Here is an 18249-nt window from a genome sequence, read left to right on the forward strand (position 1 = left end):
TTTAAATCAAAACATGATACGGATCGCGCTTCGCCACTACAGCGATGCCGTTTTCCATTTGCACGATGACGACTTCTTCCCCCGCAGCGATTTCCTCGCGATGGAGGCTTTTCGCTGGTTTCGCCACCGCCCCGCTTTTGCGGGAGATGAGAATTTCACCAAACCCATCAGGCGGCACCGGGATGATCACTTTGGCGAGCGTTCCCTCCAAATCGGCGTCCGTATATCCAAGTGACGCCTCAGCCGAACGGAGCGGCAAAAAAACGAAAAAGTGCAACAGCAACACAGCAACAAGCGCCACGCCGATGGCAAGCCACAGAACCAAGCTCGATGCCCAGTCTGTGTACCATTCCGCCAGCAATCCGACCGCGCTGCCAACAATGAAAAACGATAAAACTAGCTGCGGACTGAACAGCGGATGATCAGCCACATCGAACAAACCGTCAAGCACATCGCTGAAGAAAAAATACAAAACCGTCAACAACGCACTGACGACAAGCACCCATCCGTACACAACTTCAGGCGAATGGCTGAACAACTCCCCTCCCTCCTTTCCCCTTCGCTTATACATACGGCGAAGGCAGCCGTTGGTTTCATCATTTTTCCAATGTCATCCACCGTTTCGTTTCCGTTTTTGACCGTTCTCGATTTCCGTTTTTTGACGGTGGAATTGTCCAAACTCCCATGGCGCACATACATCCGCCATGACAACCCGGTCGCTGCCGCCCTGTTAAGCAAAATGGGGTATAATGAAGAGGAGAAAGTGGAAGTGAAAAAGGAATTTTTGCGCATGCTCACCCGCCTCGAGCTCGATGAGGCGAGACAGCGTCTGTTGTTCGGCTTTTTCGAAACGTATTTGCGGTTATCGGAGGAAGAAGAAGTCCGACTGCGAGATGAGGTGAAGACCATGGAGGAGAAGGAGGCTGCCAAAGTCATGGAACTTATCGTGTCATACGAACAGAAAGGCATGGAAAAAGGAATGGAAAAAGGAATAGAGAAAGGAATGGAGAAAGCAAAGTTGGATGTTGCGAAACGAATGTTGGCAAAAGGATTTGATGCTGACACGATCCATGAACTGACCGGACTGCCGCTGGAAACGATTGAACAATTGAAGCCATGAGAAGGCAAACCCCTTCTCCCTGAATCATTCGGGTTGCCGCCCCCCATTTCTCCAAACTTTGGAACATCTTCAGGGAGAAGGTCTTTTCATCGTTCTTCGCTTTATTCCTCTGAAATCCCCAGCCGCTCCAACTCCCGCCCAAGCTGCCCCGTAAGCATGAGCCTGTACATGCGAAAATCGGCCCGAAGCGACCAAAACGGATGGCCGAAGGTGGCGGGCTTGTTTCCTTCAATGAAAAAGTGGCTGAACCAGGCGAGCGCATAGGCGGCCACTGGAGCGCCGAGCAGCCACCACGCATTCCTCGTCACGATCGCAATGATCACAAACAAAAACACGAAGCTCGTTCCGACAAAATGCCAACGCCTTGTCGCTCGTTTCCGGTGCTGGGTCAAATAAAAGGGCCAAAACTCTTCATAATCGCGGAATTCCATCTCCCTTTCCCCCTTCGACGGATGCGGCGCGCCGCCACGCCAGCGATGAACGTGGCGATGCCGACAGCCCAGTATCCAATCAACATCCATAACGGCATGCTCGGACCTATCGTTATCCCCTACTCCTATTGTATTTCATCCATCACCTGAAATGTCTGCAAGTTGTGCTTTTGCTTCGGCACGGTAAACTTGGCGGCAAGTTGGCCTGTACGAAGATGGAAAATGTTCATTTCTCCTGCATAGTCCGCCTTGTTCCCTTCCTGCGGCTCAAATAATGCATACACATAGTCGCCGTAAAACCGCGCTTCCCAATACACCAACGGCAGCTCATGCTTCTTCATCACCTTAAACTGATCGTTCAGCGCAAGCCATCCTGACTTTCCCCTCTGGACATAGCTCACCCACAGCGTGTCTCCCTTCACGTAAAGCTGATCGAACTGCGTCTCTTCTTGCCCCATGCCCCAATAGGCCACTCGCCATGAATGCGGATCCACGATGGTGAGGCGAGGTTTCGTGGCGATGACAAGGCGGCCGTGAAAGACCGCCATGGAGCGCGCGAAGGACGTAGGCAACGAAATTTCCTTCACTACGGAACCGCGCTGATCCAACACATACAATACACCGTGCTCCTGTTCCATCGCATCAGCAAACACATAGAAATGCGGCCCTGCGCGCAAAACTTGAAGAATGTAAGGAGGGAACCGCTTCGAAAATAGCAATTTTCCCCCTTTCCGGACTTCTAGTTTATGGGTGTTGACATCTTGATTCAGTGAACGAATCTCCCACTCCCCCTCCATCGAGGCAAACGAAAGAGGGCTGGAGACCGCTTCTTGATCGACCAATGTCCATGTGTCTCGATTCAGTCGATAGACATGCCGTCCCGTATAATCTGACCACAACAACAGTTCCTTTGTTGAGGAAGCGGGCGAAAGGCGAGATATTCCAACCGATTTCAGCGTCACCACTTTGCGCACACGATGTTCGTCCGTCTCCACGATATACGACTCTCGCGCCAATGGGTGAGAATACAAAAAGAAAATGCGCGCTGACGGATCTTTCGACAAGTGAGCTTTGGACGGTTCATACGTCCGCACCGAGGAGACGATGGAATCGCCAACGTTCTGCCCCCAATACACGATGGCAGGCGCGGCTGCCGCCAGCACCACCCATATCCATCTCTGCCGCTTCCACCAAACTTGTCCTTCCTTTTGACCTCCTATGCGCTGGACAAGCCATGCCCAATACCAGACGATGTAAAGAAACAACGCAAGCGACAGCCACGCCCACCATTGTCCTTCGATGAGGGATTGCTGCCAGTAGGCGAACGGATCGACGCCGACCCTGGCGATGGTGTGAAAATTGTTCAGAAAAAAGAGCGGCACTGCGATCACTGCAACGAGCGAATACAAGCGGCGAACCGTTCCTTTCACCAGCATCGCCATACCGACAATCAAGGTGGCTATGCACATAATGTAGTACAACACGGACATCCATAGCGGCGCACTCGGGCCCATTTCAAATCCCCTTTCATCCGTAGTGATGGCCATATTCGATGAGAACCAAAAGAGTTCCTTCCTGCTAGAACGATGTTCCCTTCTTCCGTGAGAAAGCGGTTACTCAAACTCTCCACACCCCTTGCTTACAACGTCAAAACCCGCAAATCCGCACGTTTCCTTCAGCGGCGGGGATAGGTGGATAAAATATAGAAGGGCATAACCATTATATGGATGATATGCCCTTCTACACGTTCATAGGAATATATCCCATAAATTCTTTTAGTTGCTGCTGGCATAGGTAATGGTCTCAGGATCTTGATCCAAGTCGGACGGGGTTACAATAATACCTCCATCGTCATCTAGGTCAAATCCTCGATTCTCCCACGCTTTCCACACGAGCAACGAGCAATACCATTTTGATGATTGATTTTTGGTTGCCGTTAGACTATACGGTTCGCCAATTTGCGCTCTAGCATACGATTGAGCTGATGTATAATCCTCTCCCATTGCCCCTTTCACCCAAAGGGCTTTCCATGTTTTAAAACGTATTTTCCAATTGTTAACGTAGTAGCGCACGCCATCTCCTGGCCAAGCCTCAATGATATAGTCACCGTCCCACCGGACGATGGCAGCATGTCCATAATTCCATCCAGAGCTTCCGCTATCATAGGTAATTAAGATGTCACCATTAGTTCCTAAGGCACCACTTGATGCTAATGCTGATACCCCTTTTGTCTGTTGCCCGCTAATAATTTGATTATACTTGTCAGGAGCATTCTTTTTCATCCACTCTATTTCTTTCTTCACGGCTTCTTGATCAACAGGTTCATTGATTAAATTTATGATTTCTTGCCGCTCTTCTCGTTGTTTCTTTTCCATCTCTTGTTCGATTTGGATCTTCGCCTTATTCACTTGCGCATCCACCTGAGCGTACGCCATCGGAACTCCTGAGGTGCTAATGAGGCCTAAAGCTACAATCGAAGAAAGCAGGAAAGATTTTTTCATAAAATACAAATACCTCCTTTAATTTTATATTTTAACAATTGAAATTTTATTAGAAATAAAAAAAAACAGAGTCTTTATTACCATTTAAAGTATAGTAGTATGTTCATAAAAATCAAAAATCTCTAACACTTCCTTATCTGCGTGTAGATAGATGTGAGAGAATCTTCGGAACATCGACCCTGTAGCTTAGCTGCCTTGAGTCAACAACTGCCGAAGCCCTGCCAACACAACAGTCTTCCGAGCGGCGCTGCGGTTTCAGTCATGGGCACTCCCCATTGCACACACACTTGCTTGTGGACATGCAGCCGTTTCTTGCCATCCTAAGACAACATGGGACCACTGACACAGACCCGCTTTTGTTGGATCCACAAAAAATCGCCCCTTCCCCGCCGATTCGCTGGAAAAGAGGCGATGTCTTCTTATGACTGGCTGCTGTCTCTCGCTTTTAAGGTGACGGATACGGTCGTCTCAAACCCGTCGCGATAGATCGTCAGTTTGATGCGATCACCGACCGCTGTTTTCGTATACAAATATTTGCGCAACGCGCTGACGCTGTCGATTTTCTCCCCGTTGATCGCCGTGATGACGTCTTTCGATTTCAATCCGGCCTCGGCGGCTGGGGAGAACGGTTCGACGGACGTGACGGCCGCCCCGCTTGTGATGTTCGACGGCAATTTCAATTCATTCGTGCGGACGTCATCGGACAAATCCGCCACATCGACAAGCTGGACGCCAAGGTACGGGCGTTTGATTTTCCCATCTTTCATCAGCTGCTCGACGATCGGTTTGACGTTTTCGCTCGGGATGGCAAAGCCGAGCCCTTCGACGCCCGTTTCCGTGATTTTCATGCTGTTGATGCCGATCACCTGCCCCGCGCTGTTAATGAGCGCTCCGCCGCTGTTGCCCGGGTTGATGGCGGCGTCCGTTTGGATGACGTCGATTTCCCAATCCCCCGCTGACGTTGAGACGGGCATCGTCCGTTTGCCGCTGACGATCCCTTCCGTCACCGTCCGCGACAAATCAAGGCCGAGCGGGTTGCCGATCGCCGCGACAGGCTCGCCGATTTTCACCTTCGACGAGTCGCCGAAGCTCGCCACTTTCGTCACCCCTTCAGCAGGGATTTTCAAGACGGCGAGGTCGGTGAGTGCATCCGCGCCGACGATCTCGGCTTTCACTTTTTTCCCGTTCGCGAGCGCCACTTCGACTTTGTTCGCCCCTTCAATGACATGGTTGTTCGTCACAATGTAGGCCGCATCGCCTTCTTTTTTGAAAATCACACCCGACCCCGTCCCCGCTTCCGTATCTTGCGCTTGATCAGAGAAAAAGTCCACTTGCTTCTGAATGTTGACGACGCCGACGACCGCATCGGCCACTTTATTAATGGCGGCGATCATGTTCGTGTTGACGTTCGCCGTCGGCTGCAGCGGCAGCGCCTCGCTTTTTGCGGTCGTTTCCGCTGTTTCCGTTTGGGAATTCGTTTCTTCATGCATCCATTTCGGCGCCACATACCACGTCGCCGCGCTCCCAATCACCGCCCCTGCGACGGAAGCGGCGAGCCACGATACGAAGCGGCCGCGGCGTTTCGGTTCTGGCGTTGGGGTTGGTTCAAATGGCATCATGTCCATGGGTCATCTCCTCCTTCATGATCCATGATGGAATATGCAGCATCTTCGAGCGAATGGCCGCCAAGCAGTGAAATGGCGGGCGAAATACGACGATGCCACCGACATCGATCGGTCTCGCATAAAGGGAGGACCAGCGGCACTGTTTCCTCCGATTGTTCCGATGCATCGTTTCATCCCTTTCTGCATACGTTATGTCGTCTCCGGCGCTGGCGTCATCCGCTTCTGCTTCCGCCTCCGCCCGGCTGCGAGCGTGCGGATCGACAGGAAAATCCCCGTCGCGGTCAAAATGATCATCGCCACCGCCGCGACATCAACCGCCCAGCGGATGTCAAGCGAACCGATTCTCCCTTCGTGCAGCTGGCGGACGAACATCATGAGCGACGATCCGCCTCCCTCGGCGCGCGGTGCCATCGGGGCCGTAGATGCCCCCGCTCCCGACGTCTGCCCCGCCCCGAACGCGTTCATTCTTTCCTGCGCGGCGCGGTGCATCTCGCCGCGCTCCGCCTGGCCGATCAGCCACGGCTCGGATAGAAGGAGCCCCGTCACCGCCTCAACAAGCAAAAAGATCGAACTGATCAGCCCAATCCAAAGATGCAAATTCCTCATTTTCCTCATCGCCGTTTGCCTCCTTTTCCTCTTCGTCCATCATGATAGCCAAGGAAGGTGAAAAAATGGTGAAAATTCTTTTTGAGAGAACAGCCTTCTGCGCGGCGAATGGGCTGCGTTTTCACCGTTTTTTCACGAACGATTTGATATGATTAAGAAGGAAGAGAGACAGAACGGGAGGAATGGCGATGAAAATTTTGCTGGCCGAGGACGATCTTCACCTAGGGGAGCTGATCGTTCACTTATTGAAAAAGAAAGGCATCGACCATATCGATTGGGTGCAGGAAGGGGAAGATGCGTACGATTACGCCATGGCGGAGTTTTACGATGTCGTCGTGCTCGATTGGATGCTTCCAAACGGCGATGGGGTGGACATTTGTCGACGGTTGAGGCAAAACGGCTACACAGGCGCGATTTTGATGCTGACGGCGAAAGACGCCGTCCATGACCGCGTCACCGGGCTTGAGGCGGGAGCGGACGATTACTTGGTCAAACCGTTTGAAATCGACGAGCTCGTCGCGCGGCTCAAGGCGCTCGCCCGGCGCACGTTCGTCCCGCTTCAAGAGGAAAAAGTGGCGTTTCACGGCTTCACCTTAAACCGGACAAGCCATACGCTCCATCGCGGCGATGAAGAGATTTTCCTCACTCCACGCGAGTTTCAGCTTCTCGATTTGCTCGTGCAAAACCAAGGGCAAGTCGTGCCGCGCGAAACGATATTGGACCGCGTTTGGGGGTGGGATGCCGATGTGTCGATGAAAACGATCGACGCGACAATCAAGCTATTGCGCAAAAAGTTGAAAGACGATGTCATTCAAACCGTCCGAGGAGTGGGATATAAAATTGAAAAATAACTGGAGGGAATGGCGCGGCTGGCTGCGCCGCTTAGGAAGCGCCGACTTGTTCCGCCGCGCCCATTGGCGGCTCACAGCGCTCTACAGCGGCATTTTCACCTTGTTTCTCGCCTTGTTTGTCATGATCGCCGCTGCCTTGTTTTACTGGATCGCCACCTCTGACCAAGAGCGGCGCATCAGCCGCCTCGCCGAGCAAGAGGCGAATACGATCGAACAAGTGCTGCTCAAGCAAAGCAATTTCGACTTGTTTGATGATGAAAATGTCATTTTGTTAAGCGAAGACCAACTCTTTTTTTACGTCATCGGCCCGGACGGGGGCCTGCTCGCCGGGGATGAAGTCCACCCGCGCCTGCGTCCGTATTTTTTAAACGCCTTGTCCCATCTCAAGGCAAATGAGCGCGCTCCCGTCTACATGAGCGTCTCTTTGCCGGAACATATGCCCGGCCTCGCGCGCGAAGCGGCCCGCGACTGGCGCGTGCTCGCCGCCGCCCACCCGCTCGTCATCCACGGCGATTTCGTGGGCATGCTGTATATCGGCATGGACGTCACGTCGTTTTTCGGCGTGTTCCATTGGCTGCTCATTGTGCTCATCGGCTTGGCCGTTTTGTTTCTTGCCGTCGGCGTCGCGCTCAGCTTCTTTATGTCCAAGCGCGCGCTCGCACCGATTGAAGAGGCATACGAGCGGCAGCGCCAGTTCGTCGCCGACGCCTCTCATGAGCTGCGGACGCCGCTCAGCGTCGTCTTCTCGTCCGTCGAGGCGCTTTCGCTTGAGGAGGATGTGATGAAAAACGACTTTGCCCGCCGCCTGCTCGACCGCCTGCGTGACGAATTGAAGCGAATCACGAAACTGATGAACGACTTGTTGACGCTCGCCCGCGCGGATGCGAAACACGCCGCGCTGGAGCTTTCAAAACAAACGTTCGATTTCCGCCCGCACGCCGAGCGCACGTTCCAGCTCATGTCGGAACTGGCGGCGAAAAAACAGATTACGATGCATTTTCACGCTCCCGAGCAAGCGCTCGTCACCGCTGACCCGGACAAATTGACGCAGCTGTTGTACATTTTGCTCGACAACGCGATCAAATACACCCCCGAAGGCGGCGAGGTGACGCTGTCGATCCGCACCGAGCCAAAGCACGTGTTCCTTTCCGTCAAAGACACCGGCATCGGCATCCCGCCGGAAGACATCGGCCGCATTTTCGACCGCTTTTACCGCGTCGACAAAGCGCGCTCGCGCCAACAAGGCGGCCACGGCCTCGGGCTGTCGATCGCCAAATGGATCGTCGACGCCCACGGCGGCGCGATCCACGTCCATAGTCAAATCGGGAAAGGAACCGAATTTCTTGTTCGTCTTCCTCGCTAAATCCAGGGGGCAAAACAGTAAGGCGAAGGCTTCCTTCCCCTAACAGAACGTGCCGTTGAGTGAGAAAAACGAAACATCATACTTTGTTGCTGTTGCAAACCGAACATATTCATGTTATGATTCAAAACGTAATGACCAAATTGTCCATTTAGTCAAAAATGAAGGATGAATGCCCATGTCGGATAAAAAACAACAAATTATTGATGCCGCCACCCAATCATTTTCGCTGTTCGGCTACAAAGCAACGACAATGGATCAAGTAGCGAAGATGGCTAATGTCGGGAAAGGAACGATTTATACATTTTTCAAAAGCAAAGAAGAGCTGCTTGACCATATCGTTTCCTCTGTTATATCCGAAATTAAGCATGAAGCAGATGCGGCTATGGATGATCGTTTGCCGTTCAGCGAAAACGTCCAACGCGCCTTGCAACGTATTTTTACGTTCCGCCAGGAACATGAATTAACCATCAAACTTTTGCAAGAAATGCGGGATATTGGCACCGCAGCTGTACGAGATGTGATGAAACGCCTTGATCGCGAAATGATTGCCTATATTCGCGAAAAAATTGAAGAAGCGATGGCAAAAGGGGACATTCGCTCTTGCGATCCAGAGTTAACGGCATTTTTCATGTTTAAAATGTACATCGCATTAAGCATTGAATGGGAAAAAGATCACGAACCATTGTCTCAACAAACCATTGCCGAACTGTTTGATCTGTATTTGCTGAAAGGATTGTCTCCATGATAATCCTTCTCTTTTTGGAGCGAAATGACTAAATGGACAAATCAGTCATAATTATAAACAAAGGAGGTTCGGGCATGCACGCATTTCAATTATGGTTAAAAGAATGGAAGGCCATTCTGTCCAACCGCAAAGTGCTGATTCCTGTCATAGCTGTATTATTCATCCCTCTTCTATACAGCGGCATGTTTCTATGGGCATTTTGGGATCCATACGATCATTTGGATGAACTTCCCGTCGCTGTAGTCAACCAAGACAAAGGGGCGGTTCTCAACGGCAAAGAGATTCATCTTGGGGAAGATCTTGTCGAAAAGTTAAAAGAGAACAAGCAGTTTGACTGGCATTTTGTAACCGAACATGAAGGGGAAAAAGGGTTAAAAGAACAAAAGTATTATATGCTCATTCAAATCCCTGACGATTTTTCCCGGAATGCGACAACGCTGCAAGACGATCATCCGAAAAAACTGCAGCTCATTTACAAACCGAATGAGGGATTTAACTTTCTATCGGCACAAATCGGCGAAACTGCAGTTGAAAAAATAAAAAACGAAGTAGCGAACGCCATAACAGAAACATATGCCGAAAGCATGTTTGATACGATTCAAACTGTCGCTGACGGATTGACAAACGCGAGCGACGGAGCCGCACAACTGCATGACGGACTCAGCCAAGCACAAGACGGAACAAACCGACTGTATGATGGCATGAAAAAAGCACAAGACGGAACTGAAACGTTATATCACCATTTAGCGACACTCGCGGAAAAATCCGTGAGCTTTACTGACGGACTGCACCAAGCTGCCAGTGGCTCATTGCAAGTTCAAACCGGGTCCGAAGCGCTTTACAACGGGATGAAACAGATGACCGCTGGGCAAGAGAAACTCCTCTCCGGAGCAAAGCAGGCTCAGCAAGGAACAGCGAATCTTGCTTTAGGAACAAGACGCGTATACGAGGGGATGCAAGCACTGGACGCCCGCATGCCGCAACTTTTACAAGGATCTGAACAATTGAGCGATGGAGCAGCAAAGCTCACAGCTTCATTGGCTCAGTGGCAGGAAGGAGCCGAACAAGTTCACACAGGTGCGGCCCAAATCACAAGCGGTCTTGAGCAGTTGGGCGCGCAGCTGGACGTGCTCATCAAGACAACTCCTCAAGCGCAACAGAGAGCCGTATATGAGCAATTAAAAGAACAAATCATGAAACTATCATCGGGAAGCCAGCAAGTCGAAAACGGCCTTGCGCAGTTAAATAGCGGCGCCCAATCGTTGCACTCTGGAGCCTCTTCTTTGCACGAAGGAGCCCAACAGCTGCATGAAGGGCACATCGCTCTCGAGCGCGGAGTCGATGAACTGCTTGCCGGTCAACAACAACTTGTCAATGGCGCAGACGCACTGGCGAATGGCCAAGAACAACTCGTCAGCGGCATGAAAACAATGTATGACAAAATGCAAGAAGCTGCACAAGGAGCAAGCCAGCTTGCCCATGGCAGTGGAACACTTTCTTCAGGCCTGCAAACATTGGCTCAAGGAGCGGATCAGCTTCAAGATGGTACGCGCCAGTTGAGGGACGGTTCACAACAAGTAGCGGCTGGAACGAAGGAATTAACGAGCGGGACAAAACATTTGCAAGATGGTGTCAACCAACTGACAGACGGCTCGAAAGAATTGGCGGATAAATTGAAAGAAGGAGCCGAACAAGCAAGCGATGTCAAAGCCAATAAGGCTGTCTACGACATGTTTGCCCAACCAGTGAATCTCCACAAGGAAGAAATCAATAAAGTGCCGAACTACGGAACAGGGTTTACGCCGTACTTCTTATCACTTGGATTGTTTGTCGGAGCGCTGTTGCTTTCCATCGTCTTTCCGCTTCGCGAACCAGCGGAGATTCCGCGTTCACCATTGCATTGGTTTTTGGCTAAATTCGGCGTCTTGATCGGCATCGGGATTTTGCAAGCACTGCTGGCGGATGTCGTGTTGCTGGTTGGACTCGATTTACACGTAAAAAGCGTCCCGCTCTTTATCGTGTTTAGCATTGTCACTAGCATCACATTTTTATCTGTCATTCAATTTCTTGTTACCGTGTTCGGCGATCCAGGAAGATTTATCGCGATTGTCGTGCTGATTTTGCAATTGACAACAAGCGCGGGAACATTCCCGCTCGAACTGATTCCACGCTCGTTGCAACACTTTAACGCATGGCTTCCGATGACGTATTCGGTTTTCGGATTGAAAGCGGTCATCTCAAGCGGTGATTTCTCGTTTATGTGGGAAAACATCGGCAAGCTGCTTCTATTTGTTGTTGCCATGATGATGGGAACACTCGTTTATTTGACTATCCAACATCGCCGCCAATTTGCCACGGCCGTCGAACAAGCTTCTGAAGCGTAATTGCTTCAGAAGCTTGTTTTTTTCTATCGACCCTTGCCATCGTTATCATTCTTTCATGATTTCTCTCTGATGCAAGGGACAATGATGGAGAACAGTTTTTCATGTTCTTCCTCACATTTCAACTAATGATTCTTGAACGGTGAGACAGGCGTTATGAGCCGCTTCAGCGTTTTTTCGCAAACGGAACGTCGCCCTGCTTCAGGCGATGCAACAGGTGGAGGGCGTGGAGAATGCCAAATATATCAACGCATTCACAACCGCGTTGATATACTGCATAACCAAGTCTCCGACATCGCGGATTTCGATCGGAAACAGGCGGATGATGAGGACAGACACCGCGATGATGAGGAACGAACCGATCAGAGTACCGCCGAACCGCGCCTGCGGATGCCATCGAATTCTCGCCAGGCCGACGATCAACGAACCGATGGCAAACCCCAAAAACGAGCCGTACGCATAATATCCAACATAAAACGTCGGAAACAAAAAGGAAAACAACAACACCAACAAAGCGCCGCCCACATCAACCCCATACGACCGAACCACGTCTTTCCTTCCTCCCCCACCTGTCATGCGAACATCACCGTTCATCTCGCAGCTCCCCCCTAATGGATGATATGCTCAAAACCCCTTCAAAAAACATTCGCTTTTCACCTAATTTTCTCCTTCCCCTTCTACAATACAAACCGTAAGCCAGTCCACCACACAAAAGGAGGTGACGAGATTGAAGAAAGCTCGAGCGGTGTTTCTGCTCGCCTTTGTCGCTCTCGCGGGGGTCAGCCTGTTTCACGTTCTCGCTCCGCATGAAGTGATGGCGCACGGGCGTCCGGGCGCTCCGTTTGACGGCATGCCGGGCGGATTCGGTCATCCCCATCGGGAGTTCATCATGGAGCGGCGCGATGGCTGGATGATGCCGATGTTGTTCCTAAAGTGGCTCATTCCTCTTTTGCTTGCCGCCGCCGGGGCCGTATGGCTCGCTGCGGCGCGGTCGAAGCGCTGGATCGGCTGGGTGCTCGTCGCTGTAGGGATTGCGGCGCTCCTGCCGAAATGGGTGTTGATTTTGCTTGCACTGGCCGCGGTGTACGCCTCGGGGCGGCGTCAAGCGCGCAAACCGTCCGCTGTTGAGGCGTTGATGCCAGCGGCGCCTTCGGTTTCCACCGATTGGCTCGATGAATGGGAAAAATCAATTCAAAAGGAGGATCAATCAAATGGGTATTTTTCGCCGAATGAAGACGATCGTTCTCGCTGAAGTGAACGAACAAATCGACCGCTGGGAAGACCCCGTCGCCATGACGAAACAATATTTGCGTGAACTTGAAAAGCAGCTCGAACGAGGGCGCCAGGCGCTCGCCCAGCAATGGGTCGCCGAGCGGCGCTATGAGACGCTCATCGCCCAAGCGGAGGCGACGATTGAAAAACGGAGCCGCCAAGCGAAACTGGCGCTCGAGCGCAACGAAGAAGCCGTCGCCAAACTCGCCTTGCGCGACAAGCTGTTGTATGAGAAAAAGCTGGAGGCGTACAAACAACAATACGACGCCATCAAAGCGAAAACAGCCGAAGTCGCCAACCGTCTAAACCAACTGCGCGAGCGGTACGACGAGCTCGCAGCTAAGCAGCTGGAGCTCGCTACCCGCGTTAACGCCGCGCAAGCGTTGAAGCAAATCGACTCGGCGCTCGCCTCCTTTTCCGCCGACGAGGCGCTGCGCGGATTCGCCCGCATGGAAGAGCGCGTCATCGCGCTGGAAGCCGAAGCGGCAGCCGCCCGATTCGGAACGAACGCCGTGTTGTCCCCTGTGCCGTTTGACGAAGAAGTGGAACGTGAACTGGCGAAATGGAAAGACGCCCAAGCGCATAACGCCTAATTTTCCCCTCCCCCCTTTTGACATAGATCACCCCCTTGCCGAGTTGGCAAGGGGGATTCGTTTGTTTCGCTCCCTTGGACAAGCGGCGGCCAAAAGCACATGCAGCCCGCGACAAGCCTGAACGATGCCCGATGCCATGGTCTTGCCCCATTGATAAGCAAAATCGTTTCCTTTGTTTTTCCATCGTGCTAAAATTAATTAGAGAGACGAAAGAATACAGGAGATGACCTGCCTTGAACTGGAAACGAAGCGTCCGCATCCTTTGGCTGTGCAATTTCATGGTGTCGGCGGGAATGACGATGGTCATTCCGTTTTTGTCGCTGCTGTTGTGGGAAATGGGCGTCACCGAGCACCATTCGTTGAGCGTCTGGACCGGTCTTGTCTTTTCGGCGACGTTTTTGTCGGCGGCCATCATGGCGCCGATTTGGGGCATGTTCGCCGACAAGTACGGCCAGCGCGCCAACCTCATCCGTGCAGGGATTGGCATGGGGCTGATCACCAGCTGCATGGCGTTCGCCCATTCGCCGATGGCGCTGCTTGTTCTTCGCTTTTTGGTCGGCTTTTTTTCCGGATTCATTACCGTCTCGTTTTCGTACTTGGCGCGCGTCGTGCCAAAAGACCATAGCGGCGAGGCGCTCGGGACGCTGCAGACGGGAAGCATCGCCGGCAACATCATCGGGCCGCTCATCGGCGGCGCCTTATCCGATTGGTTCGGCTTCCGCCCGGTGTTTCTCGTGACCGGGTTTTGCATTTTGGCGACATTGCTTCCTGTCGTCTTTTGGCTCGACAAAGACCCCGTCGCGCCGCAGACGCAAGAGCGCCATGCCAGTTTCAAAGAAGTATTCGCCCATCGGCCGCTCGTCATCTTGTTTGTCGCCACCTTTCTCGTGCAAATCGCCGTTCTTGGCGTCAACTCGATGATGACGATTTTCGTCCAGTCGCTCGTCGGCGATTCTCGCAATCTCGCATTTCTATCAGGGCTCGCCTCCTCGATCACCGGAATCGCCACGATCATCGGCGCGCCGTATTTAGGCAAGCTCGGCGACCGGATCGGGCAGGAGAAAACGCTGCCGATGCTGCTTGTACTCTCCGGCCTGTTCGCCTTGCCGCAAGTATGGACGGATCATCTTTATGAATTGTACGTCTGGCGCTTCTTGCAAGGGCTTGTCGTCGGCGGGGTATGGCCTGCCCTTCAAGCGCTGATCAACGCGCAATGCCCGCGCCGCATCCAAGGGCGGGTGTTCGGCGTCACAGCCAGCTCCCGCTTCCTCGGCAACCTCGCTGGCCCGACGGCAGCGGGAGCCATCGCAGGATTCGCATCCATTTCCGCCATTTTCGCCTTGTCAGGGCTGCTCCTCATCGCCACAGGGGCTTTGGTCGGATCCACCACCCACGACCGCGCATGGCGTGAAGACATGAAAGAAAAAATCGCCGCCTGGGCGCACCGCCTTCACATCCGGCACTGACAGCGCGGCCAAGATCATAAATAAACGACCTGAGAGGAATCCCTTTCAGGCCGTTTTCGATCATTCTCCCATCCGTCGAAGCAGCGAATACGGAATCGCCTCCCCAACCCGCCCGTTGCGCCCGGTCGTCGTCTCGGCCGTCGTGAGCGAATTCCCAATCGCTTCCTCGGTCGCCTCAATCGCCGCCTGGAACAGCTCATTCATAAGCGGCGCATCGTCGCGGACGAGCGGCGGAACGGATTGCAGCACAGAATCGGAAAAATGCGGAATCGTATAAGCATTGGAAAACGCAATGACAATGTCGCCGCTCCCGTGATGGACGCAGCTTCCCGTCCGCCCGAGCCCCACCGCCGCCCGCTTCGCCAGCCGCTTCAACTGCCGCGCATCAAGCGGCGCATCAGTCGCCACGATCATCATAATCGACCCAGGCGGCACGTCCCGCTCATCAAACGACGGCGGCACATACGGCGCCAACCGCAGCTCCTCGCGCCGGCCGAAATTGCTCACGACCAGCGCCCCGACCGTATATCCCCTGCTCACGACCCGCGACGAGCTGCCAACGCCCCCTTTCCAACCGAAACACATCATCCCCGTTCCTGCCCCGACCGCTCCTTCTTCCATCTCCACCCGCGCCGCGGCAATCGCCTCTTTCGCATGCTCCTTCGTCACCGCCATCACCCGCGCTGTATTCAAATAGCTGTCATTGCATTCCCCGACGACAATGTTGACCGACCCCGTCACATCCCCAATCTCCGGCGTCGCCTCCAACATATATTCCAGCGTCCCTTGCCAGACAGCGCCGACACTGAACGTATTGGTCAGCATAATCGGCGACTCGATCACCCCGAGCTCCTCGACTTGCACGAGCCCAGCCGTTTTCCCAAACCCGTTCAACACAAAACAAGCCGCAGGCACTTTCTCCAAAAACGAGTTGCCCCCGTGCGGCAGCACCGCCGTCACCCCGGTGCGGATCACCGTCCGTTCATCGATGTCCTCGCGAATCGTCACATGCCCCACCCTTACCCCGGGCACATCGGTGATTTGGTTCCGCCTCCCCACCGGAAGCGTGCCGATGGAAAAACCGAGATCGCGAAGCTTGCAGCGCATCACCGTTCCCCTTTCTTTCCTTTGCTTGCCCCCATCGTGAAAAAGCAAAAACAAACGCCCATCCGGAAGCAAACAAATGTTGCTCCTTCTATCCAAGTATAGCGCATCGAACAAAGCTGCCGCGAGAAAAACAGAACGAAGAAGAAGTTTTGCGCGTGGCGAGGATCAAGGGAAGATGGTGGGTCATCTCCACATTGCCAGCGAAGACAGCACAAGAGGAGAAAAGATCACCAAATTGCGTGGGTGAAAACGCGATTCAGATATGTGTGGAAGACGGGGAGTTGGATAAGTTTTAATCCCTCATAGGTACGATAAAAACAAAGAGTGTTGGCGGAAGTGGAAAAGGCATTTTCTGCGTTTCAATCCCTCATAGGTACGATAAAAACGGCGGCCACTGCGATTGGCGGAGCGCTAGGGTTTGCCGTGTTTCAATCCCTCATAGGTACGATAAAAACTCGTAAAGGAGGAAGTTGCTATGGAAAACAAAATCAGTTTCAATCCCTCATAGGTACGATAAAAACCTGCGCTCGCGTTGCATAGTCCCAATCGTTGCTGGTTTCAATCCCTCATAGGTACGATAAAAACTCCAAAACTTTCGCAACATTCATCTTCATCGGATGGAGTTTCAATCCCTCATAGGTACGATAAAAACGATGGCAGCGATGAACCCGTCAACTAACGATTATCAGGTGTTTCAATCCCTCATAGGTACGATAAAAACAGCTATTGTGTTTGATCACTAGTTCTTTATACCCTACGTTTCAATCCCTCATAGGTACGATAAAAACCGATCGACGCAATTGTCTATTGTGAGACGCTGAAATTGTTTCAATCCCTCATAGGTACGATAAAAACTGGAGAAATGGAAGTGCTGTTTTAAGCGTAGCTGAATTGGTTTCAATCCCTCATAGGTACGATAAAAACAGACAGCTCTTTTATCGATTACACTCCTGCGTCCGGGGTTTCAATCCCTCATAGGTACGATAAAAACCGCTGGAAGAAATGTTGAATGAAAGCACGGCTTGAAAAGTTTCAATCCCTCATAGGTACGATAAAAACGCGCGGCGCGGGAGCATATGCCGCGAAAGCCCCTTGACGGTTTCAATCCCTCATAGGTACGATAAAAACTCTTTCGGATTATCAACATAGCGAAAAGTTGAACGTTTCAATCCCTCATAGGTACGATAAAAACGGATTTGATTCCTGTCGAGGAAATGGATAGACGATGTTTCAATCCCTCATAGGTACGATAAAAACTTGTTGAGACTGTCGAAAGCAGACCGAAGAAGTTTGAGTTTCAATCCCTCATAGGTACGATAAAAACTAAATCGCCCGCAAATGCAACGGTTGCTTAAAGACAGTTTCAATCCCTCATAGGTACGATAAAAACGTGTTAAAACAAATACTACAGTTATTATAATGCTTTGCGTTTCAATCCCTCATAGGTACGATAAAAACATACAACACTATGTCGGAAGTCTCCAACGCGGGCGAGTTTCAATCCCTCATAGGTACGATAAAAACGAGGATATGGTGACCGGAGTCTTGAACGCTGTCATGAGTTTCAATCCCTCATAGGTACGATAAAAACGTCGTACTTCTTCTATGTCACCAACGGCATAGAATTGTTTCAATCCCTCATAGGTACGATAAAAACGACCGTCGCTTGCAATAACAACAATTTCACCAAAATGTGTTTCAATCCCTCATAGGTACGATAAAAACCGAAAGTGGCACGCCTTGTGAAACGTACCAGTCGGTTTCAATCCCTCATAGGTACGATAAAAACCCTTCGCCGTTGGCTTTGGCATGTCCGAATTCCAAGTTTCAATCCCTCATAGGTACGATAAAAACTCGGGATGTACTACACATTGAAGGAGTGAAAACGATGTGTTTCAATCCCTCATAGGTACGATAAAAACTTTCCGCTCCGGGCGTGCCAATAATTTTAGCGTTTGAGTTTCAATCCCTCATAGGTACGATAAAAACGCAGACGTGTTGGAAGAGGAGGTGTGGAAGTACGGTTTCAATCCCTCATAGGTACGATAAAAACGCCGCACCTTGGTTACTCTCCCTATCGGATCTTTCGTCGTGTTTCAATCCCTCATAGGTACGATAAAAACCCACGATGTGTTGATTTCCATTTTGCGCCGGAAGAGTTTCAATCCCTCATAGGTACGATAAAAAC

15 protein-coding genes, 2 pseudogenes and 1 CRISPR repeat array are annotated in these 18249 nt (G+C 51.8%); of the genes and pseudogenes, 8 read left to right on the forward strand and 9 right to left on the reverse strand.

Translation table 11 applies throughout. The annotated features are described in order from the left end of the window. Position 1 precedes the first annotated feature (1 nt). Positions 2 to 538, reverse strand: coding sequence for an NfeD family protein (locus JCR24_RS15535; protein ID WP_238980939.1), 537 nt, complete (start codon positions 536 to 538; stop codon positions 2 to 4). Between the two features lie 66 nt (positions 539 to 604). Here JCR24_RS15535 and JCR24_RS15540 point away from each other — a divergent pair. After that, a pseudogene (locus tag JCR24_RS15540) lies at positions 605 to 1120 on the forward strand (RpnC/YadD family protein); the annotation flags it as partial. 101 nt (positions 1121 to 1221) lie between these two features. Here the strand turns inward: JCR24_RS15540 and JCR24_RS15545 are convergent. The 6 genes and pseudogenes from JCR24_RS15545 to JCR24_RS15570 form a co-directional block, all read right to left on the reverse strand. Continuing rightward, positions 1222 to 1551 carry an Mpo1-like protein gene (locus tag JCR24_RS15545; RefSeq protein ID WP_238980940.1) on the reverse strand — a complete coding sequence of 110 codons (330 nt, stop codon included), beginning with the start codon at positions 1549 to 1551 and terminating at the stop codon, positions 1222 to 1224. Between the two features lie 125 nt (positions 1552 to 1676). Further along, the gene (locus JCR24_RS15550) at positions 1677 to 3065 is read right to left on the reverse strand and encodes a hypothetical protein (RefSeq protein WP_238980941.1); all 1389 of its coding nucleotides are present in this window, start codon (positions 3063 to 3065) and stop codon (positions 1677 to 1679) included. Positions 3066 to 3326: 261 nt separating this feature from the next. After that, a complete protein-coding gene (locus tag JCR24_RS15555; protein ID WP_238980942.1) occupies positions 3327 to 4052 on the reverse strand; it encodes a YiiX/YebB-like N1pC/P60 family cysteine hydrolase in 726 nt (241 codons plus the stop codon). A 419-nt stretch (positions 4053 to 4471) separates the two neighbouring features. After that, positions 4472 to 5677, reverse strand: coding sequence for a S1C family serine protease (locus tag JCR24_RS15560; protein ID WP_238980943.1), 1206 nt, complete (start codon positions 5675 to 5677; stop codon positions 4472 to 4474). After that, positions 5658 to 5843 (reverse strand): hypothetical protein, encoded by a 186-nt coding sequence (locus tag JCR24_RS15565; RefSeq protein ID WP_081601547.1) that lies wholly within the window; start codon positions 5841 to 5843, stop codon positions 5658 to 5660. Before JCR24_RS15565 ends, JCR24_RS15560 begins: the two co-directional genes overlap by 20 nt. Before the next feature lie 23 nt (positions 5844 to 5866). Beyond that, a pseudogene (locus JCR24_RS15570) lies at positions 5867 to 6304 on the reverse strand (PepSY-associated TM helix domain-containing protein); the annotation flags it as partial. 167 nt (positions 6305 to 6471) lie between these two features. Here JCR24_RS15570 and JCR24_RS15575 point away from each other — a divergent pair. The 4 genes from JCR24_RS15575 (at position 6472) to JCR24_RS15590 (ending at position 11626) form a co-directional block, all read left to right on the forward strand. Then, positions 6472 to 7134, forward strand: a complete 663-nt coding sequence (locus JCR24_RS15575; RefSeq protein ID WP_015373859.1) for a response regulator transcription factor — start codon at positions 6472 to 6474, stop codon at positions 7132 to 7134. Further along, on the forward strand, positions 7088 to 8497 hold the full coding sequence (locus JCR24_RS15580; protein ID WP_370643383.1) for a sensor histidine kinase: 1410 nt from the start codon (positions 7088 to 7090) through the stop codon (positions 8495 to 8497). The genes JCR24_RS15575 and JCR24_RS15580 overlap by 47 nt, the downstream gene beginning before the upstream one ends. Before the next feature lie 175 nt (positions 8498 to 8672). Next, positions 8673 to 9242, forward strand: a complete 570-nt coding sequence (locus JCR24_RS15585) for a TetR/AcrR family transcriptional regulator (protein WP_033024607.1) — start codon at positions 8673 to 8675, stop codon at positions 9240 to 9242. Positions 9243 to 9316: 74 nt separating this feature from the next. Further along, positions 9317 to 11626, forward strand: a complete 2310-nt coding sequence (locus JCR24_RS15590; protein ID WP_238980945.1) for a YhgE/Pip domain-containing protein — start codon at positions 9317 to 9319, stop codon at positions 11624 to 11626. 198 nt (positions 11627 to 11824) lie between these two features. On the opposite strand, the gene JCR24_RS15595 is transcribed toward JCR24_RS15590, so the two are convergent. After that, entirely contained in the window at positions 11825 to 12217 is a 393-nt protein-coding gene (locus JCR24_RS15595) for a hypothetical protein (RefSeq protein ID WP_238980946.1), read from the reverse strand. Between the two features lie 133 nt (positions 12218 to 12350). Between JCR24_RS15595 and JCR24_RS15600 the strand changes: the two genes are divergently transcribed. From JCR24_RS15600 to JCR24_RS15610, 3 genes are all read left to right on the forward strand, one after another. Further along, a complete protein-coding gene (locus JCR24_RS15600) occupies positions 12351 to 12875 on the forward strand; it encodes a hypothetical protein (protein WP_238980947.1) in 525 nt (174 codons plus the stop codon). Next, positions 12835 to 13488, forward strand: a complete 654-nt coding sequence (locus JCR24_RS15605; RefSeq protein ID WP_033024600.1) for a PspA/IM30 family protein — start codon at positions 12835 to 12837, stop codon at positions 13486 to 13488. The genes JCR24_RS15600 and JCR24_RS15605 overlap by 41 nt, the downstream gene beginning before the upstream one ends. A gap of 233 nt (positions 13489 to 13721) precedes the next feature. After that, complete coding sequence (locus JCR24_RS15610) at positions 13722 to 14954, forward strand: MFS transporter (protein WP_238980948.1); 1233 nt, start codon at positions 13722 to 13724, stop codon at positions 14952 to 14954. 60 nt (positions 14955 to 15014) lie between these two features. Here JCR24_RS15610 and JCR24_RS15615 read toward each other — a convergent pair whose 3' ends face one another. Continuing rightward, a complete protein-coding gene (locus JCR24_RS15615; protein ID WP_238980949.1) occupies positions 15015 to 16061 on the reverse strand; it encodes a DmpA family aminopeptidase in 1047 nt (348 codons plus the stop codon). 289 nt (positions 16062 to 16350) lie between these two features. Then, positions 16351 to 18249: a CRISPR direct-repeat array (repeat unit 30 nt; unit sequence GTTTCAATCCCTCATAGGTACGATAAAAAC).

Origin of the sequence: Geobacillus sp. YHL (assembly GCF_022341265.1) — a bacterium.
Taxonomy (GTDB): Bacteria; Bacillota; Bacilli; order Bacillales; family Anoxybacillaceae; genus Geobacillus; species Geobacillus thermoleovorans.